Below are 22727 nucleotides of genomic sequence, written 5' to 3' on the forward strand. Positions count from 1 at the left end.
TCAAACGCAGCTCGAAATCATTGATATAAAGACTAAAATTAACAGGTTTTCCCCGTCACATCATCGTCCGATTAATTTAACTGACCGCCTTCCTCTCTTCTCCCTCTTTAAACTAAGTAACGGCAAATGCCTTTGCTAAATACATGGAAAGCGGCAGCAATGCCAGCACCGCAAGTGCAATCGGCAGCAGCCCGAAAGCTGCGCACCACGAAGCATTCATGACGATCAGGGAGATAACCCCGGCTTTCACCGCCTTGCCGATCAGCGGCCCCACGGGATTCTGCATGGCATTCCAGAGCGGCCGGAAAATGAACCAGGCGTGCAGCAATACAAATGGAACAGTGAACAAAAGATTACCCTTCCCCTGTGCGATGGTTAGTTGCGCCGCAAGCACGGCCAGGTAAAGAAACGCCGCGATGTATAGTGTGCGCTTCTTCCCGCCATGTACTTCGTCCTGACTGATCAGCGTAATCGCGCCGATGTACATGATCGGGAAAATAGCGATGAATGCCCATTGCTGGAACGACTCGGGCAAAACGCTCATGCCGAGGATGAGGTTACCGCCCCGGCACATGCCCATCACGAGCGGGCCGAAAAAAACATGATGTTTGGCCAAACGGTTATACAAAATAGTAAGCATCGCGATCACGACCGCGATCATCCCGCTTTGCATACGGAATGCGCCAGCGGCAACAATGCCGAGGAGCAATAGTGAAATGCCCATCGCAGCAGCTTGTGCAAGCGGTACCTTTCCGCTGGGAATAGGCCGCTCGGGTCGTTCGACGGCGTCGAGTTTCGCGTCGAAAACGTCGTTCATCACCACGCCGCCGCCGTAAAGGCCAAGCGTGGAAAGCACCAGCAGCGTGGGCGAGAAATCGGAGAAAGTAAACTGCGCGATCGCCATACCGGCCAGGATGTCGGCGATGGCGGTTACCAGGTTGGCCGGGCGGGTCAGTTGTAAATAAGGTTTGAGAGCGGCCACTTTAATTGATCACTAAAAAGTCCTTCACCGGAGCAGGCTGCTGGCCGCCTCTGAGAATGCTGTTACCATGGAATTTTTCCGATTGGTCCACCGCGTACCCCGATTCGAAATCGGCCACGTCGATCTGCCCGCTTTTACCGAATGCGTCGATCGCATTCTGGTAAGTCACAAGCCGGATCGTTTCGTCGGGAATGCCGCGCATCTTCATCAATGCGGCCGTTTTCGGGATCGCCAGCGGATCGGAAATGCCCCAGTCGGCGGCGGAATTGATCATAATGCGCTCGGGGCCGTACTGTTCCACTACTTTTACCATCCTTTCATTACCCATTTTGGTAAAAGGATAAATAGTAAATGCCGCCCAGAAGCCCTGGTCGAGCACACTTTTCACGGTTTCTTCATTATTATGGTCCACAATCACCCACGACGGGTCGATGCCGTGTTCCAATGCGATGGCCATGCTGCGCTCGGTACCTTTCTTTTTGTCGCGGTGCGGGGTGTGGATCTGCACGGGCAGTTTCGCCTCTTTCGCTAGTTCGAGTTGCAGGCGATAATATTTTTCCTCGGCGGGTGTCTGGTCGTCGAAACCGATTTCTCCTACACCCACGACGCCCTCTTTATAAATGTACAGCGGAAGGATTTCCATGACCTGCTCCGCCAACGGCTCATTGTTGGCCTCGCGGGAATTCAGGCCCATGGTGCAATAATGCTTTATCCCGAACTGCGAGGAGCGGAAGCGTTCCCAGCCTACGAGGCTGCTGTAATAATCCTTGAATGTCGATAATCCCGTCCGTGGTTGCCCTACCCAGAATGCGGGCTCGATCAGCGCGACGATACCGGCCTGGTTCATAGCCTGGTAGTCGTCCGTGGTGCGGGACACCATGTGGATATGCGGGTCGAAAAAGCGCATTCCTTTGATGAGGTCCTTGTAGTCGTTCCAGGCGATGTCGCGGTGTGCGGGGGCCTGGCTGGCTTCTTCGCTATCTTCGAAATGCGAAGGGTTAGGGGTTATTTCTGTATGATTAGCGCACATAATGTCAGTGTTCGAGGTCGGCCCAGGTCAATGCGCCGGATTTTACGGATTTTTCCAGATCGGTATATTTTGCCAGAAGGTACTGGGCAGCCGGAAGGGGCGCTTCGCTGCATGCTAGAGCGGCCGCTTTACGGTCTTCTTCTTTTTCCGAATCAAATAAATGCTGCATATCGGCCAGGAGCGTCTGGTTCAGGTACTTTCCCGTGAGCCTCCACACCTGTGCGGGCACACCACGCCCCGCCGCCCAACGCTCATGCGCAAAGTCGGAAAGCGTCATTGCCAGCTTCTCGTTCGAGCGGTTTTCCAGGCCTTCAATCAAATGAATAGGCTTGTCGTTGAATATCGTTTTGAGTACCAGCTGGTTCCAGGCCAGTTCGCTGAAATATTTTTCCGGGTAGGGATTGTGCAATGCAATCGCATCGAATACAAATCCCATATTCGAGCGCACCGCGTCCGTCGCACGGAAAAGCCACTGGTCGGGGTAGGATAGCAGCGGCAATGCCGAATACAGCGCCACCAGCTCGTTCATTTCTGCCGTATCGAAGAGTGTTTCGATGTTTTTGACATATTCCTCCTTATCCGAAGGATCGAGTTGTGTGAGCAGCCATACACGGGCGAGCCGCACGAGCGACCAGCCGTCGACCGAAAAACCCGGTATTTCGAAGTTCAGCGCGGCCTTTTCTCCATCGGAGGTGTGGATGATTTTTTTGGAAAGAAACCTGGGAGCTGCCACGAAGGCGGTCATGAGTTCAATCGGCGTGGCGACGCCCGGCGTGGCGACGCCCGGCATGGCGACGCCCGGCATGGATACGCCTTTCTGCTGCAACCATTCGGCCTCTGTTACCGAAGTGTTGGAAGCGATGATCTCCCAAATCTTTTGTTTAATGATGTCGGACATAACTGTTGTCTGTGATTCATTTACCGTTTGCACGGTATAAATCTGTTGAGGACGCTGGGTTATTGCTATAATGCCTGTTTGCCGGTATAAAGTTTCCGACCGGCCATTTATAACGTATCAAAGCCATTTTTTGGCTCATTTTCGGGTATGATGGATATCAGTTTTAATAAAAAACTAATGCTATTTGTAACTGATGGTTAGAAATCGAATTCGAGGATATCGGCGTCGTTGAGCAGGTGGTGTGTGAGTTTTTCGTGCTTTCTTTCGGAACCCTGCAAGGTCCAGTTCCCGGTAATATGCGTACCGATCCGGCTTTGCTCGCCTCGCAGGATTTTCAGGTCGTACTCCCTGAAGAGGTTTTCGTACATTTTCAAAGTCCTTCGCTGGTAGACGCACATGATACGGTAATTGCGGATCTGACTTTTGCGTCGGATGAACTTCTGCACCGGCGCCAGGATCACCAGCGTCATCCCTGAAATCACGAAACAAACGATCGTCACCTCATAAAACCCCGCCCCGATGCCCATGCCTACGGCTGCGGTCACCCACACGATCGCCGCCGTCGTAATCCCGACCACCCGGTTATTTTCCCGGAAAATGATCCCGGCACCGATGAAACCGATGCCCGTTACGATATTAGCCGCAATCCGTCCTGCGTCCGAGCTGATTTTGATCGACAGGATCGTAAACAGCGTCGAGCCCATTGCAATCAATATCAGCGTCCGTAACCCGGCCGATTTGCTGCGATACTCGCGTTCCGCGCCTATGATCGCGCCGAGGACGAAAGAAATGAGGAGTTTGTAGATGTCTTCGGGCAGTATTTCCATTTAATGTATTTTGTATTCATAATAAAGCCGGCAGATGAAGAATCTCCCGGCTTTGTAATGGTTTGATGTTATGGATCAGGCTGCCGAGCGTACCTGTACCCAGTCTATAATTATTTCAGCTCGTTGAAAGCCAACTTTTATAACCTCGGCGTCTCCAACCCCGTCGTACGCCATCACGAGGTGTAGTAGTTCATAGACGGATACGAACGTGTGCAACATTTTCTTATCCTGTTGCGCCAAATTAGACTTATACCAGTCAACATCCTTTCGGTCTTTCGTTTTCTTGCCGAAATAATGGTCCAATGCAAACAGCACCCCGGAATAAGCAGTATGCCCGGCCATTTTTACGTACTTGGAACCCTGATAAAAGCCATCTTCTTTAGCACCTTTTTCGCGGAGGATTTCCTTTGCATTGCTCAGATATCGCTTGGCTTCTTTGACGGCTTCCTGTGTGGAGAGTTCTTGTTTCTTTGTCATAGCGTATGTTTTATATGTGTTTTTAATGCTGTTACCTCCCTACGGGATTTTCAATTTGAACGGTTTCTGTCTGTGCTATTCTTCCACGAGCAAATCGCGCTGGCGATGCGACATAGTACCAACGACAATCCCCCCTATGAGATGAATGCCGGAGGTATATAACAGCGATAATCTCAGGCTGCGGCTGTTCGCGTTTCGACCCAGTCGATAATGCGCTCGGCTTCCCTGAATCCGAGCTTAGCCAAATCGGCGCTTTGTGCCCCGTCGTAAGCCATATCCAGGTGCAGGACCTGATATGCGGTCAGGAATGAATTTAATACTTTTTTGTCCTGTTCGGAAAGGTTTTGTTTGTACCAGTCCACATCCCTGCGGCCCTTTGCCTTTTTGCCTAAATAGCGGTCCAGTGCGAATAGTATGCCAGTGTAGGCCGTGTGTCCCGCCATCTTCACGTATCTGGCATCCTGATAATAGCCGTCTTCTTTCCTCGCCTTTTCGCGGAGGATTTCCTTTGCATTGTCAAGATAGCGTTTTGCTTCCCGGACAGATTCTTCGATGGAGAGTTCTTCTTTTTTCGCCATAAATAAGTGCATGTAATTTGATGAATAACAAGAGTACCCAACAAATTTACAAAGAATCACTTAGCATTCATCCATTCCTCGATCTCCTCCGCTTCCAGCGGAATATTGGCCATCAGGTCCACATTCCCGTTTTCGGTGATGACAATATCATTTTCAAGACGAATGCCCAGTCCCTCCTCGCGAATGTAAATGCCCGGCTCGCAGGTGAATACCATGCCGGCTTCGAAGCGGCGGTATTTGTTACCTACGTCGTGGATGTCGAGGCCGAGGAAGTGGGAGGTGCCGTGCGGGAAGTATTTTTTATAGGCAGGCCAGTCGGGGTCCTGTTTTTCAATATCTTCTTTCGTAATCAAGCCCAGCCCGATGAGCTCGCTTTCCATAATGCGGCCGATTTCCTGGTGGTATTCGTCCCAGATATTGCCCGGTACGAGCAGACCTTTCGCGGCTTTGAAAACGCGGAGGACCGCATCGTACACATCCCGCTGGCGTTTCGTGAAGCGACCATTTACGGGAATGCTGCGGGTGAGGTCGGCACCGTAATTGGCATACTCGGCCGCCACATCCAGCAAAAGAATGTCGCCGTCTTTACAAACCTGGTCGTTTTGAATGTAATGCAGCACGCAGGCGTTCGCTCCAGACGCGATGATGGGCTGATAGGAAAAGCCCTTGGAGCGGTTGCGGACAAACTCGTGCAGCAATTCGGCTTCAATTTCGAATTCGTGAACGCCTGGTTTAACAAACTTTAAAACGCGTTCGAAACCCTGCTTCGTAATGTCGCAGGCCCTTTGGAGCAATGCGATTTCTTCCGGCTGCTTTACGGCGCGCAACTCGTGCATGAGCGGAGCCAGGCGCAGGAGGGGGTGCAGCGGGTAACGGTTTTTAAAATCCTGAATGAAACGGGCGTCCCGCGACTGCACGTGCGAGTCGTTGCGGGTGTGCTCGTTGGTATTCAAATACACATATTCCGCCTCGAAAACGATGTTCCCGAACACAGTTTCGAACTGATGAGTCCAGTAAATGCTCTGAATGCCGGTGGCGGCGCGGGCTTGTTCCTTAGTCAGTTTCTCGCCTTCCCAGATGGCGATGGTTTCGTTGGTTTCGCGGAGGAAAAGGACTTCGCGGAACTTCGGGTCGGGGTGGTCGGAGAAGATGAGCAGGATGGTTTCCTCCTGATCGACACCGGTTAAGTAAAATAAGTCACTGTTTTGTTTGAAACCCATCGTGCCGTCCGCATTGGTTGGCATAATGTCGTTTGCATTCAATATGGCAAGTGATTTCGGTTTGAGTAAAGTCGTTAAACGCCGTCTGTTTTCGATGAATAGCTTTTGGTCGATGGGGGAATATCGCATGTCTGTATTTTTTCGGCCCGGGTAATTTAATTTGTAAATTTACGTTTATCTTGTTCAAAAATTCTAAACATCTGCGGCGTTGGAGATACGTTAGAGCCGCATTGAAAGTGTTTTTGTTATACCAAATTGATTAAGAATACCTAACTGATGCCGTTGATGAAAAGACTGCTTTTGCTTGCGTTTGTATTTGTGCCGTTGGTATTGTCAGCAAGCCCCAAGTATTGGATTTATCTGAAAAATAAAGACCTGACCGCCAGCCCCGCGGTATCGCCGCTGACCCGGGAAAATCGCCAGAAACTTGGTCTGGCGCTTTCGGATGAAACCGATTTGCCGGTAAAAAAAGAATACGAGCAGGCATTGCGAGAGCATTCGGTCCATATAATCAACCGTTCTAAATGGCTTAATGCGGTGTCGGCAAACCTGACGAGCGAACAGGCTATGAAAGTACGTGAGCTCGATTTCGTGGCGGATGTGGTGATGATCGATCCGGGCTTCTATATCGCCAGGACGCAACCGATCGAAAAGGCCCAGATGGCGCCCGTGATGTCGCAGGTGCAGGCCAATGCGTTTTTGAAAGAAAACATTACGGCCAAGGATGTAACGATCGGTGTGATCGACGCGGGTTTCTATGGTGCGGATTCTTCCCTTTCGCTTTCACAGGTTTTTTCCAACAAAAGAATATTAGGCATTCGGGATTACGTAAAACCGGGGCGTCCGGGCGATCTGCTTTTCAGCACGGCAGAGTCATTTTCCGACATGCATGGCACGGAAGTACTCGCCGCCATCGCAGGTATCGACTACCAGGATCAGATTCAGTACGGCATGGCCACCAATGCGAAGTTCTACCTCGCCCGCACCGACTACTCCATGCGAGAATACCGGGGTGAAGAGGACAACTGGATCGCGGCCATGGAGTGGATGGATAGCCTCGGCGTCCGGCTGATCAATACCTCGCTGGGTTATGCCAAAGGTTTCTCCGACCCGAAGGAAAACTATCAGCCCTCGCAAATGGACGGTAAAACCAGCGCTATCAGCAAAGCGGCGCAGATTGCTGCCGATAAGAAGGGTATTATGATTATCGTTTCCGCAGGAAATGAAGGTGACGACAAAAGCTGGGGGATTGTTTCGGCCCCTGCCGATGCCAAGGGCGTACTTTCGGTAGGCGCTACCAACGGCAAACTTTGGAACCGCATTGGTTACAGCAGCGTAGGGCCGGAGTTTTTGTCGTACGTAAAGCCGAACGTTTCTTGCTTCTCCCTGTACGGAACGTCACTTTCCGCGCCGGTGATCACCGGTTTTGCAGCGTGCCTGTTGCAGGCCAATCCACAACTTTCGAACAAAGAACTGATTTCGCTGATCGAAAAATCGTCGCATTTGTATCCTTACGGTAATAACTACGTAGGCTACGGCGTGCCGCAGGCTTCCCGTGCGCTCGCGCTGGCAAAGGCGCCTTATTTGCCCAACAACTCCAAGCTGATTACCGCCAAAGGCCGTAACTGCGAGGTTGATGTGACGAGCCAGGATTTAATGGTCGCTATTTATCGCAAGAAGAACGAAAAAGACGTGATTGCCCAGCAGGTGGCGAAGGTTCAAAACGGTAAGGTTTCGCTTAAACGACAGAATAACGAGAAGTTCACCACCATCGATTTGCGCGACTATGTGATTGAGGTGGAATGGAACTGACCGGTTCCATTAAGGTGACCGCCGGAGCCTTGCTTCTTCGAGATCGAGTTCATGTTCCTTGGTCTTGATCAACTCGTTGGAGCAAGCTCTTTCCTGTCTTAGTTTGACAATTTCCTCGCGCTTTACGTCGATAATTTCAAGAAGCATCTTCCGGTATTTCCGTACGTGGCCGATGGACGCATTGTCCTCGGAATGCAATAGCTTGTAATCGGCCATTTCGATGATTTTTTCATAACGTTCTTTCAATAACCGGAATGGTTCGAAATCCTGGATTTCTCCGTCGTAATTGGATTTCATGTAGTCGAGGCTGATAGTAGCCAGGCGTGAGTTCAACATCGCGTTTTCCCGTTCCAGGTTATCGTCGTCGTCTTCAATTTTCAACCATTTGATTAAATACGGCAAACTGAGCCCCTGGAAAACCAATGTAAACAGGATCACCACGAAGGTGATAAACAAGAACAGGTCCCGGTGGGGAAATGCGTTTCCATTGATCGTCAGCGGAATAGCTAATGCCGATGCGAGCGAAACCACGCCGCGCATTCCGCTCCATGCCACGATAAAGACCGTCTGCCAGCTGGGGCGCGCCTCCTTTTTACGGACTGATTCGGAAAGCATTCTCGGAAGATATGTGCCGGGAAAAACCCAGATAATGCGGATTAAAATAGTAACGATACTGATGACGACGGCATAGGAAATGACCTCCGTCATGGTATAGTCGTCGAGCCCGGTCATTACTTCGGGTAATTGTAAACCTATCAAAATGAATACAATGCCGTTCAGCAGGAAAACGACAGTTTGCCAGACGTAGTTGGTTTGCATTCTCGACTGATAAGTGAACAGCTCATGTGCACGGAAGCTCAAAAACAGTCCGCCACTCACCACCGCCAGAACCCCGGAATAATGGAAATGCTCGGCGGTAATGTACATCAGGTACGGGGAGATGAACGTAAGCGCGGTATCGATGCTGGGCGTGGTCGGGAAAAAACGGTGTACCACATACAATACATGGGCGATCGCGAGGCCTATGACAATGCCCATTGCCGCCACCATCAGAAAATCGGCACCGGCTTTCCAGAGTATGAAATTGCCGGTCTCAATGGTTGCCAGCGCCACACGGAATACGATCAGCGAGGAAGCGTCGTTCACCAGACTCTCGCCTTCCAGGATCGTCACTACCCGTTTGGGGACTTTCAACCCGTGCAAAACCGAAGTCGCGGCCACGGCATCGGGCGGTGAAATAATGCCGCCGAGCACGAAACCCATCGCCAGCGTAAAACCCGGAATGAGCGCATGGGTAATGTAAGCGACAGCGGTGGCGGTGAAAACGACGAGCCCGATGGACAGCAGCCCGATTGCCCGGCGCGATGCCCAGAAATCCTTCCAGGAGGTGTTCCAGGCGGCTTCGTAAAGCAATGGAGGCAGGAAAATCAGAAATACCCAGTCGGGTTCGAGCTGCAAGTGGGGTATGCCGGGTATGAAGCTGATGAGGAGGCCGGCGATTACCAGAAAGATAGGGTAGGAAATGCCGATCTTTTCACTCAGCATCGTGAGCATCGAAACCACGAAAAGGAGCGATATGATGAGCAGTAAATTTTCAAGGATCATGTGCAGAAAACAGAAGTTCGGGGATATAAAAATATATAAATTGTAAAATTAACATGTAAAAACTTTTGCGTGTGGTCGAGCACGCAAATGGAAATTTTGGCATATATTAGCAGGAAAAATTCCGGTTTTGCATTATCTTTAATGCCTCCAAGATCCTGGACCACTGGCATTAACAGTAAATAAATCAACAAAAAACAGTCATTCCATCACCTAATCCTTAATTGCAATGAGTACTTCTCGGAGAGATGTTTTGAAAATGGCGGGGGTTGCACTGGCTGGTAGCGCGCTACCTACCTTCGCGATCCTGAACCCCAACCGCGCCTTCGCGGGCGTGAACGCCGATACCCTGAAAGTAGGGTTGATCGGTTGCGGCGGACGTGGTTCCGGTGCGGCCAACCAGGCTTTGAAGGCCGATCCTAACGTGGTGCTTTGGGCTATGGGCGACATTTTCAAGGACAAAATGGACGCGTCGCTCGAAAACCTTACCAAAGTGCACGGTCCGAAAGTGAAAGTGGATGAAGGACGTAAATTCATTGGCTTCGACGCTTACAAAAAAGTGTTGGATTCAGGTGTGGATGTGGTATTGCTCGCTACGCCTCCTCACTTCCGTCCCGAACACCTTACTGCCGCTATCAATGCAGGCAAACACGTTTTCTGCGAAAAACCGGTGGCGGTCGACGCTCCCGGCGTTCGCAAGGTGCTGGACGCGGCGAAGCTGGCAAAACAAAAGAACGTATCCCTGATGTCTGGCTTCTGCTGGCGCTATCACGAGCCGAAACGTGCAAGTTTCGCACGTATCCTCGACGGTGCGGTGGGCGACATTACGGCTATTTATAACACTTACGATACCGGTACGTTGTGGTCGTTCCCTCGCGTGGCCGGCTGGACAGACGCCGAATACGTGCTTCGTAACTGGACTTACTATACCTGGCTCGCGGGTGACCACATCGTGGAACAAGCCGTACACAGTATCGACATGATGGCATGGGCAATGGGTGGCAAGCTGCCGGTTTCGGCGGTTGGTACAGGCGGTCGTCAGGTTCGTACCGATTCGTTGTTCGGTAACATCTTCGACCACTTCTCGGTCGTTTACGACTACGACAACGGCGTGAAAGGTTTCCACCATTCACGGCAGCAGGCCAACTGCGAAAATAGCTACCTGGTGCAGACATTAGGTACCAAAGGAAGCGCAATGGTGAACTGCGCACGCAACGTACACGAAATTACCGGCGCCAACCCATGGAAATACGACGGCCCGCAAAACGATATGTACCAGACAGAACATAACGAGCTGTTTGCGTCGATCCGCAGCGGCAAGCTCATCAACGACGGCGAGTTCATGGCACACAGCACATTAACGGCCATCATGGGTAGAATGGCAGCCTATACGGGCAAACGCATTACCTGGGAAGATGCCCTGAACTCCACAGAAAAGCTGGGACCTGATACTTACAGCTTCGATATGAAACCACCGGTTGTAGAGGTGGCCAAACCAGGTATCACTGCATTCTCCTGATACCCTATGCAAAGAAGAGATTTTCTGAAAAACACCGCCATGGCAGCATCTGCCGTGGCGGTGGGCTCTTCTGTCGTGTCTGCGGCAGAAGCGTCGGCAGCTAAGCCTGCGGCGTCAGCCGCACGCCCGATGGTGAAGAAAAGCCTTAAATGGGGTATGGTGAAAGAGGATTTGTCGATTATGGACAAATTCAAATTGCTGAAAGACCTGGGCTACGATGGTGTGGAACTCGACTCGCCCGATAAGCTGGACATGAAGGAAGTACTGGCGGCGCGCGACAAGACCGGTCTGGAATTACCAGGCACCGTCAATTCCATGCACTGGAAGCTCCCGTTGTCCGATCCGGACCCCAAGAAGCGCGAGGAATGCGTCAAATCCATTGAAAAGGCGTTGCACGACACCAAGCAATACGGCGGGACTACCGTACTCGTAGTGCCCGGCGTCGTGAATGCGAACGTGACCTACGCGGAAGCGTACGAGCGCTCGCAGGCGGAAATCCGCAAACTGCTGCCTGTTTGTGAAAAAACGGGTGTCAAAATCGCATTCGAGAACGTTTGGAACCAGTTTTTGCTCAGCCCGCTGGAAGCAGCCCGTTATGTGGATGAATTCAAGCATCCGATGGTAGGCTGGTATTTCGACGTCGGCAATGTGCTGCGTTACAGCTGGCCGGTTTCCTGGATCGAGGCATTGAACAAGCGCATTCTCAAACTGGATCTGAAAGAATTCAGCTTCAAAAAACAGAACGAACTCGGCCTTTGGAAAGGTTTCGATGTGGAGTTTATGGAAGGCGACTGCAACTGGGCCGAAGTGAACAAGGCATTGCAGAAAATCGGCTACTCTGGTTGGGCTTCGGCAGAGGTTTCCGGCGGCGACCGCAAACGTTTATTGACCATCCGTGAGAAAATGGACCTGGTTTTTAATGCTTAATTACGCTTCTTACAAATTCGAATACAGCCCGGTTATCCGGGCTTTTTTTTGTGCCTTGCTTGTAGTATAGAAATGTGGTTGAAAATTTTCAACTTGCGGTTATATCAACACACTATATAATATGCATTACGAATTCATATCCTCCCTGAGGTGAAGTCCTGTCAGTTGAAGATCAGACCAGGATTCTGTTTCAACAACAGCTTAAAATCGTAAAAATACCGAAAGGGCGGGTGCTGCTCTCGGACGGTGAAGTGTGTGACAAGCTCTGGTATTTGCAATCGGGGCTGGTGCGCGGTTATCATCTCGTAGCGGATGGCGAGGGCAATTTCCGCGACGTTACCGACTGGTTTGCCAGCGAACATGATTTTTTCCACGCTGCCGACAGCTTCGTGAAACAGCTCCCTTCCCGCGAATGCATCGAAACACTGGAACCTTCCGTGCTCATTTACATCACCAGAGCAGATCTTTACCAGCTTTACGCCGATCGTCCCGAAGCCTGTTGCATTGGTCGAATTACCTATCCTCCCGGCTGGACGCTTTCGGGAAGCGGGAATATCGTTACCCTTACGCCGAATGCCGGTTCTGGTGGTGTTATTAAAGTCACAACTTCGAGAAATGATGTGCCTGGCCTGACAACATCTTCACAGTTAATTATCACAAGACCTGTTCCGACTAAACCCGTCATTAATTCGCCTGACTTTTTACTTTGTAATCCCCAGACAATCACAGCAACGGCCAGCAATGCGACAAGCTATAATTGGGTAACTACTGGTGGCATCACCGCCAATTCACCCGGAAACACCAATTCTGCGCAGATAACCGGCGTTTCTGACGGCACCGTGAAAGTATCGGCCACCTCGTCGGTTTGCGGGGTTACATCAGCATTCAGCAATCCCATCAACGTCAAAAGAAGTGCCCCAGCACCCGCTGCTTTATCGGTTACGGGAAACGGCGGAGGGACACCGGATTTCATGTGCAATGGGGCGGGCGTAATGCTCAGCGCTTACACCAGTGAACCGGGAACGACCTTCGGTGCCTGAACGACTTCCAATCCGGCTAATAGTTTTTTGAATTACAGCGGCGGATCGGCCTACTTCAATTCCTACATTAATAATTGTTATGGAATCGATATAACAGTGAGCAACTGTTTCGGGTCGGTGCAGAAAGGGATTACAATTTGTGTCGACAATTGCGCAAAAGGAACACCTATTTACAAGATATTTCCCAATCCGGCGAAAGATCAGGTGAAGATTCAATTTGAAGACGTTCACGCGATAGAGCAGCTACCACAAATCGTCAGATTGTTTAGCGAAGCGGGTGCGAAGGAGGTTAGGGAAATCCAGGCAACCGAACAATATGCAACAGCCACTTTTGAGCAAGACAGGGCCATCACAGTGCCAGTTAGCGACCTGCCGAGGGGAACTTACTATTTAATGCTCGTCAATCGCGACGGCTCGTCGGAAAATGTACGGCTCGTTTTAGAATAGATCAGGCATCTGCCGAAAATTATAATACCCTTCGTTCCTCATTTGTTCAGCTTACCCTCGCTATTTTTATCGGTTCAAATTCTATGATTTAGATGGCATGGAGACGTCCTTTCTTGAAGCTGCATGCGAGAGTGTGAAGTACGACAAAAAATACCATCAGGAAAATTAGTGGTTAATCATCAATGACAGTACCGGCATGCTGGTCGTTTTGGAAAGAGATACAGGGCGTGGAGTTACCACCCGCCTTATGATTAGCAACGTAATGAAAATCTCCGTACAAAAAAAGAGCTTGATACCATCAGATACATTTACCGCCCTAAATTCAATTAGGATGGATTGATTGTCGGCTGCCGGATACTTTGCCCGGCATCCGAAAGTCTCACTTACTCACCTTATACCGCGCCCTCCCGTAATATTTCAAAGTCGAAATCTTCAACTGCTTGTCCTTCAAAGCAATCAGCTTGTACTCCTTAAATTCCCCTTGCTTGTCCAGAAATCCGACGATACAGGATTCCTTCTGAGGGCCTTTGCGGATTTCCACTTTGGGCATGATACCGAAATTAGGGATAGTCAGCGTGTCTTCCGCCTCCTGCACCATGTATTCGATCTTCATCAGGAATTTGAAGGTCTGTTTTGTTTCATACACATCCACGGCCAGGCGCCAGTCGTTGAGCTCGTCCTCGACCTTTTCGCTGTAACTGGCGACAGGGCTTTTTTCGACTTTTTCCCGGGTGAGCGGGATGGTGTCGTTGATGGCTTTGATCGGTTCGTCGCTGTTTGTTGCGGCGGTTTCGTCGTTCTTTTTAGGTTTATTGCAGCACAATACTGCTAAAAGGAGTAAAAAGCTGTAACGCTTCATAGAAAATCGTCGAGGTTTGTTGATAGGGCTACCTGTTTGCAATATACCTTTGTTATTTGCATTAAAAGAAATATTTTACTCAATCCATTATAAACAAATCGTTACTAATCCCGCCTTTTGCCCCTGTAACCCGATATGGCTTTAAATTATATTTTCGTCGCTTTTTTTGTCATCGCTTTCGTGATCGCCCTGCTGCAATTTATCCTCACAGGCGATGTGCTGACGTTCAAAGCCATTACGGAGGGAATGCTGGAAATGGCCAAAGTGGCGGTAATGGACATCGCATTGCCGCTCACGGGCGTTATGGCGTTCTTTTTAGGCATTTTAAATGTGGGCGAAAAAGCCGGCATTATCCACGTAATCGCACGTTTTATCGGCCCGTTTTTCAATAAACTCTTTCCCGAAGTCCCCAGGGATCATCCAGCAAACGGTCAGATGATCATGAACTTCTCAGCCAATTTCCTGGGCCTCGACAATGCGGCGACGCCTTTCGGCTTAAAGGCCATGCAAAGCCTGCAAGAGCTGAACCCCAGCAAGGATACTGCGTCCAACGCGCAGATCATGTTCCTGGTATTGCATACGTCGGGCCTTCAGATCATACCGTTATCGATCATTGCGCAGCGTGCGATCCTGGGCGCCGAAAGCCCGTCCGATGTGTTCATACCATGCGTGGTCGGGACTTACGTAACAACGGTCGTGAGTATGATCATCACGGCTATCTGGCAGAAAATCAATTTGTTTAACAGAACGGTCATGCTCGGCCTTGGAAGCGTTACGGCGATGATCGCGCTGATTTTGTGGTACTTGTCCGGTTTGCCGAAAGAGCAGATAGAGACAATTTCGATTCTGGCCGGTAATTCGGTGCTGCTGTTTGTGATAGCGGCATTTCTGGCTTGGGGAATGTATAAAAAAGTAAATGTGTTCGAAGCGTTCATCGAGGGCGCAAAAGGCGGTTTTACAACTTCGGTGACCATTATCCCTTACCTCGTAGGATTGCTCGTGGCGATCAGCGCCTTCAGAAGCTGTGGCGCTATGGATTACCTGATCGACGGTTTGAAATGGCTTTTCGCGGCAACGGGCGTCAACACCGATTTCACCGACGCGCTTCCGGTGGCTTTGATGAAACCGTTGAGCGGCAGCGGCGCGCGTGCGCTCATGATCGACGCGATGAAGGAATTCGGCCCGGATTCTTTTATCGGCCGGCTTGTTTGCATTTTCCAGGGATCGGCGGATACGACCCTGTATATCGTCGCGCTCTACTTCGGATCGGTAGGCATCAAAAACACGCGGTACGCCATCGTGGCGGGACTGATCGCCGATTTTATAGGCGTGATTGCCGGAATCTGGCTCGGTTACCTGTTTTTCCACTGATTTGAAAGGTGTCCGCCGGAAATCGCCCTTTACCACGGAAATGCAACCGTCCGTACCAAATGGATGGTCGCATTTTGACGTAAGCACTAATATTGATCATCTAACTTTAAACCGCTTATGTTTCCTTTTTTACGCTATTCCGTATTGGTTCTGGCATTGTTTTGTGGAGCGGCAGTCCCTGAAACCGTCCGGGCACAGCAAAATGTAAATCAACCGGCCAACACGTATTCGCTGGAAGACTGCATCCGGATTGCCCTTGAAACAAACCCGCAGATCAAGCAATCCGAAATTACGGTTCAGACAAACGGCAACACCTACGAGCAATCCAAATGGCAGCGGTGGCCGAGTATCAGTTTCAGCGCGAGCCAGGGGTTCCGCTCGGGCCGCAACATCGATCCTTTCACCAACCAGTTCGTTCAGCAAAACGTTAATTCCAACAATTATCAGCTCGGCGGGCAGGTGACGCTTTTCAGTGGCTTTCAGATCAGCAACACGATCAAATTCAACAATGCCAACTACCAGGCAAGCGCCAAAGACCTGGAAGCTACCCGCAACGATATTATGCTCAATGTGGCATTATCCTATTTGCAGGTCATCACCAACGAGGAGCTGATCGAAGTCGCCAGGCGGCAGGTGGATGCATCCCAATTACAGGTCGAGCGCACCGAAAAGCTGGTGCAGGCGGGTACGCTGGCGGAGAGCAATCTGCTCGACCTCAAATCACAACTTGCAAACGACGAGCTTTCTCTGGTGAATGCCCAGAACAATCTGGAAACGGCCAAGCTGAACCTGAAACAATATATGAATATGCCCGGCGGCGAGGCAATCAATGTGGTTAAAATCCCGGTAAAGGATCCGACATTGCAGGCATATGACGCGACTATCCAGGAAATCTACGAAACGGCTTTGAACAACCTGCCGCAGATGAAAGCCGCCAATATGCGGATCGAGGCGTCGAAAATCAATGTGGATCTGGCGAAAGGGGCAGGCATGCCGTCGCTGACGTTGAATGGCGGTATTTATACGGCCTATTCCAGCGCGGCTCCGAAAGAACGCTTCGTGGCCGACGGCTCGGGCAGTACGACTGTGGACGTACCTTCGGCAACGGATTACATCGTATTGGACAACAAGCAGATCCCGATTATGCAGCGTGTTACGGCGCCGAATGGTTCCATTCAAAGTTTCCGCTATTTCAACCAGCTCGATTTTAACCGCAACTCGGCGATCAACCTGAACCTTTCGATCCCTATTTTTAACAATTTCAGGACGAAATACAATGTCGCCAACGCCAAATTACAGCAGAAAACCTACGAATACCAGGCCCAGCAGACACAACTGACCATTCGCAAAAATGTGGAACAGGCTTATATCGACATGACCAACGCCGCCAAGCGTTACTCGGCGACCGCGAACCAGGTGCGGGCGTTGCAGGAAACATTCCGCGTAGCGCAGGTGCGGTTCGACGTGGGGGCCATCAACTCGGTGGAATACAATATCGCCAAAGCCAACCTCGACAGGGCTAACGCTAACCTGGTGCAAACCAAATACGACTATGTATTCAGGACGAAAATCCTGGATTTCTACATGAACCGTCCGCTCTCCGACTTCTAGAATTCTCCTTCGTATCAGTAACCAATCTCAAAAAAACGTAATCAAAAAAATATGGCACGTAAATCTTCGAAACGGATCTGGTGGATAACGGGAGGTGTCGTGGTATTACTCTTCGTTGGTTTGTTTGGAGCAAAGCAGGCCGGTTTGATCGGCAAACCCAAGGCGACCGAAGTGGAATATGCGATTGTCAAAAAATCGGATATCATCGAACGGGTAAGCGCGTCGGGAAAAGTGCAGCCGGAAGTGGAAGTAAAACTCAGCCCGGACGTGTCCGGGGAGATTATCAGTCTGAACGTGGCCGAGGGCGACTCGGTGGTAAAAGGCCAGTTATTGCTGAAAATCCGCCCGGATAACTACGAATCGCTCATGGCCCGTGCGCAGGCGTCGGTGAATTCAAGCAAAGCCAACTATGAGCAAACCAAGGCGATGGTAGCCCAGGCCGAGGCGCGGCTTGTGCAGGCGAAAGCCAATTATGACCGTAATAAGAAACTTTTTGCGGACAAAGTAATCTCCTCGGCCGATTTCGAATCGATCGCATCGAGCTACGGTGTGGCGCAGCAGGACGTGGAATCGGCCAAAGCCAATGTGGCGGCGGCGCTTTACAATATCAAAAGTGCCGAAGCGAGTTTGCGCGACGCGGCCGAGAACCTTCGCAAAACCAGCATTTTCGCGCCGGTTAGCGGTATTGTTTCGCTGCTGAATGTCGAAGAAGGCGAGCGTGTGGTAGGTACGTCGCAGATGGCCGGTACGGAAATGATGCGGATCGCGAACCTGGCCGATATGGAAGTCAGGGTGAATGTGAATGAAAACGATATTGTCCGCGTCTCGATCGGAGACACCGCCGAAATCGACGTAGATGCTTACAGCGCTTCCGGCAGGAAGTTCAAAGGTGTGGTGAAAGAAATCGCGAATACGGCGGCTGGTCTCGCCTCGCTTTCTTCTTCCACGTCAGTCGCAAGCACGTCGGCCGACGCGGTAACGGAATTTCAGGTGAAGGTGAAGATATTGAACGAGTCGTTCAAGGATTTGATGACCTCGAAATCTAAAAAATCGTATCCGTTCAAGCCGGGTATGACGGCGTCGGTGGAAATCATTACCGAGCGTAAAAACGGAGTGGTTTCTGTGCCTATCGCGGCCGTTACCACACGTGGCGGAACGCCCCAGGTGATTCCCGGTTCGGGAGACGGTACAAACAATAACGCTCCGGCGAGTGACGAGGACGATAAGAAGCCCAAGAAACAGGAAGTTATCAAAGAAGTCGTTTTCCTTGACGTAAACGGAAGGGCGAAGATGAGGGAGGTGAAAACGGGTATCAGCGATTTTGAAAACATCGAAATTCTTTCGGGCCTGAAACCGGGCGACAGGATCATCTCCGGACCATACATTGCAGTATCCAAAAACCTCAATGACGGTGACCTTGTGGAAAAAAAGAAGGAGCAACCGAAAAAAGATGGGAAAAAATCAAATGAAAACCCGAACTGATGCGTTGTAAAAAAGTAATAAGTTCGATTTAGTTTAGGTTAAAAAGGAAAATCCTTGCGGCTTTGCTGCAAGGATTTTTTATTTTCAGCAATTTTGGCCCCATATTTCCGCCAAATTCTGATATTTCCGCCGGATGACTTTCTTAAATCATACTAAAATCGCAGTGATCGGCGGCGGAAGCTGGGCGACCGCGTTGATCAAGATCCTTTGCGAACAAAATCATGTGCAGATCCGCTGGTGGCTCCGGAACCAGAAGGACATCGACCATATCCGGAAATTCAACCACAATCCGAGCTATCTTAGCGACGTGGTGCTTTCTCCGAAAAAAGTAAAGGTTTTCGAAAAAACCACCGATGCCGTAAAAGGGGCCGATTACATCATTCTGGCCGTTCCTGCGGCGTTCATTCAGGAATCCTTGCAGCATTTGTCCGCAAAACATTTACAGGGCAAACGTATCGTTTCGGCGATCAAAGGCATGGTGCCCGGCCGGAATGCGCTCGTCACCGATTGGGCGGCGGAGGCTTTTAGCATTGAAATGAAAGATACCTGCGTAATAGCCGGCCCGTGCCACGCAGAGGAAGTTGCCCTCGAAAAACAATCCTATCTCACGATCGCATCGACCGAATGCCCCGCGGCGGAAGGTTTTGCGGAGCTGATGACTTGCCGCTATGTCACGGCCAACGCGCTCGACGACCTTTACGGGGTCGAGTATGCGGCGGTAATGAAGAATATCGTCGCGCTGGCATGCGGGATCACGCACGGGCTTGGGTATGGGGATAATTTTCAGGCGGTGCTGGTGTCGAATGCCATGCAGGAAATAGGAAACCTGGTAACAGCCCTCGACCCGCGCGACCGTAACCTGAGCTCGTCGGCCTATCTGGGCGACCTGCTGGTGACGGCCTATTCTCAGTTCAGCCGCAACCGGTTGTTCGGGAATATGATCGGGCGAGGGTACAGCGTCAAGGCCGCGCAGCTCGAAATGAAGATGATCGCGGAAGGTTACTATGCGACCAGGAGCATTCATGAACTGAACAAGGCTCATCAGGTCAACTTGCCGATAACCAGCGCGGTTTACAGCATTCTTTATGAAGAACAGACACCCGCGGCCGTGATGAACGAATTGAAGAAATTATTGAAATAATAGCCCTTTTTCGGTTTGTGAGGGTATCTTGCTAAACGTTCAAACCTACATTAATTCATGCTACTAAACAGAAAGCTATCTTCTATCCGGCTGGCAGCTGCATTGTTGCTGGGCCCAATAGTGATGACATCCTGCGGTTCCCAAAAATCCGAAACGGCAGAAGACAAAAAGCTGGACTCGCTTGCAAGCGAAAAGGAGTTCGTTTTCGGCGATCAACGTCCGTTTGCGCAATGTCATGCTTCCACATTGGTGCGGCTCGACGACGGGCAGTTTCTGATAGCATGGTTCGGAGGAACCGAAGAGAAGAATCCGGATGTGGGTATCTGGCTTTCAAAAGGGCGGCCCGGGCATTGGAGCGCCCCGGTTGAAGTAGCCAAAATCCGGGAGGATGCGCATTGGAACCCTGTCCTTCAAAAAACAGACGACGGGAAGGTAATATTGTATTTTAAAGTAGGGAAGGAGATCGCGCAGTGGGAGACCTGGGTGAAAACCTCCTCCGATAATGGACAAACCTGGTCGGAAGCCTATGAGCTTGTAAAAGGAGATAAAGGCGGCCGCGGCCCTGTGAAAGATAAATTGATCGTGCTCTCGAACGGCGACTGGCTGGCGGGTGCTTCCAACGAAGTAAACCGCTGGGAGGTTTTTGTAGACCGCAGCACCGATAAAGGCAAAACCTGGACTGCAAGCCCGTATCTTAAAATCGATACCACGGAAATCAAAGGGAAGGGCGCTATTCAACCCACATTATGGGAGTCGGAGCCCGGACATGTGCATATGCTTGTGCGCACAACCGGTGGTGTGATCGGTCGCAGCGACTCCAAAGATTATGGAAAAACTTGGTCGACTATTAAAAAAAACCTCATTGCCCAACCCTAATAGCGGTGTCGACCTTGCCCGGCTTAGCGACGGCACATTGGTGCTGGCCTACAATCCCGACGACCATAACTGGGGCTCGCGCTCGCCGCTTTCACTGATCCTTTCTTACGACAATGGCCAGAACTGGACGGACAAGATCGATATTGCGACCGGTAAGAAAGAAGACGAGTACTCCTACCCGGCGATAATCAGCTGGGGCGATTCTGTGGCTGTTACATATACTTACAACCGCCGCAAAATCGCGTTCTGGACCGGTAGCAAGAAGGATATCGTTGATCTGGCCGCGAAAGAAAAGAAGTAAGTGTTGCCGTATGGTGCGTTTCTTTGAGTAAAAAAAGCATTTAACAAGAGTTTTATGGTGGTCTGTCCGGGCATGATGCCGAGGGCAGGCCACTTCTCGTTTTTGACCTTAATCATCATTCGGATATGTCGTACAACCGCAGGGAGTTCCTTCAACAAATAGGGCTAGGAGCCTTACAACTGGGCGTTATCAGTGCTATTCCAGGGTCAGTCTGGGCATCGTCGCTCAGCTATGGCCAATTGCCGCGGAGCTCGCCGGAGGCGCAGGGAATGTCGGCCAAAGGCATACTCGACTTTGCCAATGCAGTCGAGGCCGATCGCCTGAACCTGCATAGCCTGATGATCCTCCGGCAGGGAAAAGTGGTCGCGGAGGGCTGGTGGGCGCCTTATGCGCCGGATCTGAAACATACATTGTATTCGCTGAGTAAAAGCTTCACATCGACGGCCATCGGTCTTGCCGTTGCCGAAGGCAAGCTGAGAGTCGACGATAAGGTCATTTCCTTTTTCCCGGAGGATAAACCTGCTACCGTGAGCGCTAACCTCGCTGCCATGCGTATCCGCGACCTTCTGAGCATGTCGACCGGCCACGACAAGGACACGACCGGCAAATTGCGCGAATCGGGGGGGCGATAACTGGGTGAAGGCGTTTCTGGCGCAACCTGTGGAACATGAGCCGGGTACATTCTTCGTGTACAATAGCGGCGCGACCTATATGCTGTCCGCCATTATCCAGAAAATAACCGGCCAAACGCTGCTCGAATACCTGAAACCACGGCTTTTTCAGCCGCTGGCGATCGACGATATGGACTGGGAAGTGGATCCGAAAGGCATTAATACGGGTGGTTGGGGATTGCGCGTGAAAACGGAAGATATTGCGAAGTTCGGGCAGTTGTACTTGCAAAAAGGAGAGTATAACGGCAAACGCATATTACCTGCGGCCTGGGTCGAAGAGGCGACGCGTTCGCACATTATGTCCAAAGGCAACAACCGTAAGCCCGAGGACGACGATTGGCAGCAGGGCTATGGCTACCAGTTCTGGCGCTGCCGCAACGGTGCTTATCGTGGCGACGGCGCTTTCGGGCAATATTGTATCGTAATGCCCAAAGAAGACATGGTAGTGGCCATTACCAGCGAAACTGGCGATATGCAGGCCATTCTGAACCACGTTTGGAACCACATACTGCCGACGGTGAAAGCCACTGGAGTACCGGCTGATAAAGATATGCAGGCACAAATGCAGAAAAAGCTCGGTTCGCTCGCGTTGCCGCTTACGCCCGGTAAACCCGCTTCCGAACTGGCTTCCAAAATGAATGGAAAGCGCTTTAAACTGGCCGATAATGAATTGAAAATAACCAGGGTGTCTTTCGAGTTCGATAAAGGCTGGTGCCTGTTCCGGGTGACCGACGACCGGGGCGAGCACCTGGTGGTAAATGGTTTGGGTAATTGGAAAATCGGTCTTACCGACTTGTCGACCATGCCGCTCAAATTGGTGTTGACGCCTGTTCCGGGCGAGAAGAAAACGAAAATTGCCGCAAATGGCGCCTGGGTCGACGATGTGACTTTCGAAATGACCTGGCGGTTCATCGAAACAGCGCATTATGAAACCGTCCGCTGCAAATTTGAAGGGGATAATTTGCAACTGGAATTTAAACGCAGCCTTGCAATTATCGGCAATACCAAGGACCCGAGGCCGGTTCTGAGCGGGAAGCTGACCGCATAGTTGACCGA

Annotated in this window: 22 protein-coding genes; 13 read left to right on the forward strand and 9 right to left on the reverse strand. The window is 50.9% G+C overall.

Annotation, left to right across the window (positions count from 1 at the left end; all coding sequences use genetic code 11):
* Positions 1-112: 112 nt before the first annotated feature.
* From eboC to ABV298_RS19015, 7 genes are all read right to left on the reverse strand, one after another.
* Positions 113-982: a UbiA-like protein EboC gene (gene eboC, locus ABV298_RS18985; protein ID WP_353717755.1), complete on the reverse strand. Its 870-nt coding sequence runs from the start codon at positions 980-982 to the stop codon at positions 113-115.
* Position 983: 1 nt separating this feature from the next.
* On the reverse strand, positions 984-2012 hold the full coding sequence (locus ABV298_RS18990; RefSeq protein ID WP_353717756.1) for a TatD family hydrolase: 1029 nt from the start codon (positions 2010-2012) through the stop codon (positions 984-986).
* 4 nt (positions 2013-2016) lie between these two features.
* A complete protein-coding gene (locus ABV298_RS18995) occupies positions 2017-2910 on the reverse strand; it encodes an EboA domain-containing protein (RefSeq protein WP_353717757.1) in 894 nt (297 codons plus the stop codon).
* A 197-nt stretch (positions 2911-3107) separates the two neighbouring features.
* Positions 3108-3737, reverse strand: a complete 630-nt coding sequence (locus ABV298_RS19000) for an MgtC/SapB family protein (RefSeq protein WP_353717758.1) — start codon at positions 3735-3737, stop codon at positions 3108-3110.
* Positions 3738-3812: 75 nt separating this feature from the next.
* Entirely contained in the window at positions 3813-4214 is a 402-nt protein-coding gene (locus ABV298_RS19005; RefSeq protein ID WP_353717759.1) for a DUF5618 family protein, read from the reverse strand.
* 173 nt (positions 4215-4387) lie between these two features.
* Entirely contained in the window at positions 4388-4792 is a 405-nt protein-coding gene (locus ABV298_RS19010; protein WP_353717760.1) for a DUF5618 family protein, read from the reverse strand.
* 56 nt (positions 4793-4848) lie between these two features.
* The gene (locus ABV298_RS19015) at positions 4849-6141 is read right to left on the reverse strand and encodes an aminopeptidase P N-terminal domain-containing protein (RefSeq protein ID WP_353717761.1); all 1293 of its coding nucleotides are present in this window, start codon (positions 6139-6141) and stop codon (positions 4849-4851) included.
* A 156-nt stretch (positions 6142-6297) separates the two neighbouring features.
* Between ABV298_RS19015 and ABV298_RS19020 the strand changes: the two genes are divergently transcribed.
* Positions 6298-7824, forward strand: coding sequence for a S8 family serine peptidase (locus ABV298_RS19020; RefSeq protein WP_353717762.1), 1527 nt, complete (start codon positions 6298-6300; stop codon positions 7822-7824).
* A 9-nt stretch (positions 7825-7833) separates the two neighbouring features.
* Here ABV298_RS19020 and ABV298_RS19025 read toward each other — a convergent pair whose 3' ends face one another.
* Positions 7834-9429 (reverse strand): Na+/H+ antiporter, encoded by a 1596-nt coding sequence (locus ABV298_RS19025; protein WP_353717763.1) that lies wholly within the window; start codon positions 9427-9429, stop codon positions 7834-7836.
* Between the two features lie 256 nt (positions 9430-9685).
* On the opposite strand from ABV298_RS19025, the gene ABV298_RS19030 reads away from it, so the two are divergent.
* The 4 genes from ABV298_RS19030 (at position 9686) to ABV298_RS19045 (ending at position 13359) form a co-directional block, all read left to right on the forward strand.
* Positions 9686-10945, forward strand: a complete 1260-nt coding sequence (locus ABV298_RS19030; protein ID WP_353723212.1) for a Gfo/Idh/MocA family oxidoreductase — start codon at positions 9686-9688, stop codon at positions 10943-10945.
* A 6-nt stretch (positions 10946-10951) separates the two neighbouring features.
* A complete protein-coding gene (locus ABV298_RS19035; protein ID WP_353717764.1) occupies positions 10952-11872 on the forward strand; it encodes a sugar phosphate isomerase/epimerase family protein in 921 nt (306 codons plus the stop codon).
* 230 nt (positions 11873-12102) lie between these two features.
* A complete protein-coding gene (locus ABV298_RS19040; protein ID WP_353717765.1) occupies positions 12103-12912 on the forward strand; it encodes a hypothetical protein in 810 nt (269 codons plus the stop codon).
* 96 nt (positions 12913-13008) lie between these two features.
* Entirely contained in the window at positions 13009-13359 is a 351-nt protein-coding gene (locus ABV298_RS19045; protein ID WP_353717766.1) for a T9SS type A sorting domain-containing protein, read from the forward strand.
* A gap of 379 nt (positions 13360-13738) precedes the next feature.
* Here ABV298_RS19045 and ABV298_RS19050 read toward each other — a convergent pair whose 3' ends face one another.
* The gene (locus ABV298_RS19050) at positions 13739-14218 is read right to left on the reverse strand and encodes a hypothetical protein (RefSeq protein ID WP_353717767.1); all 480 of its coding nucleotides are present in this window, start codon (positions 14216-14218) and stop codon (positions 13739-13741) included.
* 135 nt (positions 14219-14353) lie between these two features.
* On the opposite strand from ABV298_RS19050, the gene ABV298_RS19055 reads away from it, so the two are divergent.
* From ABV298_RS19055 to ABV298_RS19090, 8 genes are all read left to right on the forward strand, one after another.
* Positions 14354-15589 (forward strand): nucleoside recognition domain-containing protein, encoded by a 1236-nt coding sequence (locus ABV298_RS19055; protein ID WP_353717768.1) that lies wholly within the window; start codon positions 14354-14356, stop codon positions 15587-15589.
* A gap of 117 nt (positions 15590-15706) precedes the next feature.
* Positions 15707-17200: a TolC family protein gene (locus tag ABV298_RS19060; RefSeq protein WP_353717769.1), complete on the forward strand. Its 1494-nt coding sequence runs from the start codon at positions 15707-15709 to the stop codon at positions 17198-17200.
* A gap of 51 nt (positions 17201-17251) precedes the next feature.
* Entirely contained in the window at positions 17252-18682 is a 1431-nt protein-coding gene (locus tag ABV298_RS19065; RefSeq protein WP_353717770.1) for an efflux RND transporter periplasmic adaptor subunit, read from the forward strand.
* Positions 18683-18815: 133 nt separating this feature from the next.
* Positions 18816-19823, forward strand: coding sequence for an NAD(P)H-dependent glycerol-3-phosphate dehydrogenase (locus ABV298_RS19070; RefSeq protein WP_353717771.1), 1008 nt, complete (start codon positions 18816-18818; stop codon positions 19821-19823).
* A 57-nt stretch (positions 19824-19880) separates the two neighbouring features.
* Complete coding sequence (locus tag ABV298_RS19075) at positions 19881-20699, forward strand: sialidase family protein (RefSeq protein ID WP_353717772.1); 819 nt, start codon at positions 19881-19883, stop codon at positions 20697-20699.
* On the forward strand, positions 20686-21000 hold the full coding sequence (locus ABV298_RS19080) for an exo-alpha-sialidase (protein ID WP_353717773.1): 315 nt from the start codon (positions 20686-20688) through the stop codon (positions 20998-21000). Before ABV298_RS19075 ends, ABV298_RS19080 begins: the two co-directional genes overlap by 14 nt.
* 125 nt (positions 21001-21125) lie before the next feature.
* Positions 21126-21632, forward strand: a complete 507-nt coding sequence (locus ABV298_RS19085; protein ID WP_353717774.1) for a serine hydrolase — start codon at positions 21126-21128, stop codon at positions 21630-21632.
* A gap of 4 nt (positions 21633-21636) precedes the next feature.
* Entirely contained in the window at positions 21637-22719 is a 1083-nt protein-coding gene (locus ABV298_RS19090; protein ID WP_353717775.1) for a serine hydrolase, read from the forward strand.
* The last annotated feature ends 8 nt before the right edge of the window (positions 22720-22727 follow it).

Origin of the sequence: Dyadobacter sp. 676, from assembly GCF_040448675.1 — a bacterium.
Taxonomy (GTDB): domain Bacteria; phylum Bacteroidota; class Bacteroidia; order Cytophagales; family Spirosomataceae; genus Dyadobacter.

Excerpts from the sequence above, each read along its gene's own strand:
- ABV298_RS19005 (WP_353717759.1), bottom strand. The coding sequence starts at position 4,214 with ATGACAAAGAAACAAGAACTCTCCACACAGGAAGCCGTCAAAGAAGCC.
- ABV298_RS19065 (WP_353717770.1), top strand. The coding sequence starts at position 17,252 with ATGGCACGTAAATCTTCGAAACGGATCTGGTGGATAACGGGAGGTGTC.
- ABV298_RS18990 (WP_353717756.1), bottom strand. The coding sequence starts at position 2,012 with ATGTGCGCTAATCATACAGAAATAACCCCTAACCCTTCGCATTTCGAA.
- ABV298_RS19050 (WP_353717767.1), bottom strand. The coding sequence starts at position 14,218 with ATGAAGCGTTACAGCTTTTTACTCCTTTTAGCAGTATTGTGCTGCAAT.
- ABV298_RS19085 (WP_353717774.1), top strand. The coding sequence starts at position 21,126 with ATGTCGTACAACCGCAGGGAGTTCCTTCAACAAATAGGGCTAGGAGCC.
- ABV298_RS19030 (WP_353723212.1), top strand. The coding sequence starts at position 9,686 with ATGGCGGGGGTTGCACTGGCTGGTAGCGCGCTACCTACCTTCGCGATC.
- ABV298_RS19035 (WP_353717764.1), top strand. The coding sequence starts at position 10,952 with ATGCAAAGAAGAGATTTTCTGAAAAACACCGCCATGGCAGCATCTGCC.
- ABV298_RS19060 (WP_353717769.1), top strand. The coding sequence starts at position 15,707 with ATGTTTCCTTTTTTACGCTATTCCGTATTGGTTCTGGCATTGTTTTGT.
- ABV298_RS19015 (WP_353717761.1), bottom strand. The coding sequence starts at position 6,141 with ATGCGATATTCCCCCATCGACCAAAAGCTATTCATCGAAAACAGACGG.
- ABV298_RS19070 (WP_353717771.1), top strand. The coding sequence starts at position 18,816 with ATGACTTTCTTAAATCATACTAAAATCGCAGTGATCGGCGGCGGAAGC.
- ABV298_RS19025 (WP_353717763.1), bottom strand. The coding sequence starts at position 9,429 with ATGATCCTTGAAAATTTACTGCTCATCATATCGCTCCTTTTCGTGGTT.
- ABV298_RS19010 (WP_353717760.1), bottom strand. The coding sequence starts at position 4,792 with ATGGCGAAAAAAGAAGAACTCTCCATCGAAGAATCTGTCCGGGAAGCA.
- ABV298_RS19000 (WP_353717758.1), bottom strand. The coding sequence starts at position 3,737 with ATGGAAATACTGCCCGAAGACATCTACAAACTCCTCATTTCTTTCGTC.
- ABV298_RS18995 (WP_353717757.1), bottom strand. The coding sequence starts at position 2,910 with ATGTCCGACATCATTAAACAAAAGATTTGGGAGATCATCGCTTCCAAC.
- ABV298_RS19075 (WP_353717772.1), top strand. The coding sequence starts at position 19,881 with ATGCTACTAAACAGAAAGCTATCTTCTATCCGGCTGGCAGCTGCATTG.
- ABV298_RS19055 (WP_353717768.1), top strand. The coding sequence starts at position 14,354 with ATGGCTTTAAATTATATTTTCGTCGCTTTTTTTGTCATCGCTTTCGTG.
- ABV298_RS19020 (WP_353717762.1), top strand. The coding sequence starts at position 6,298 with ATGAAAAGACTGCTTTTGCTTGCGTTTGTATTTGTGCCGTTGGTATTG.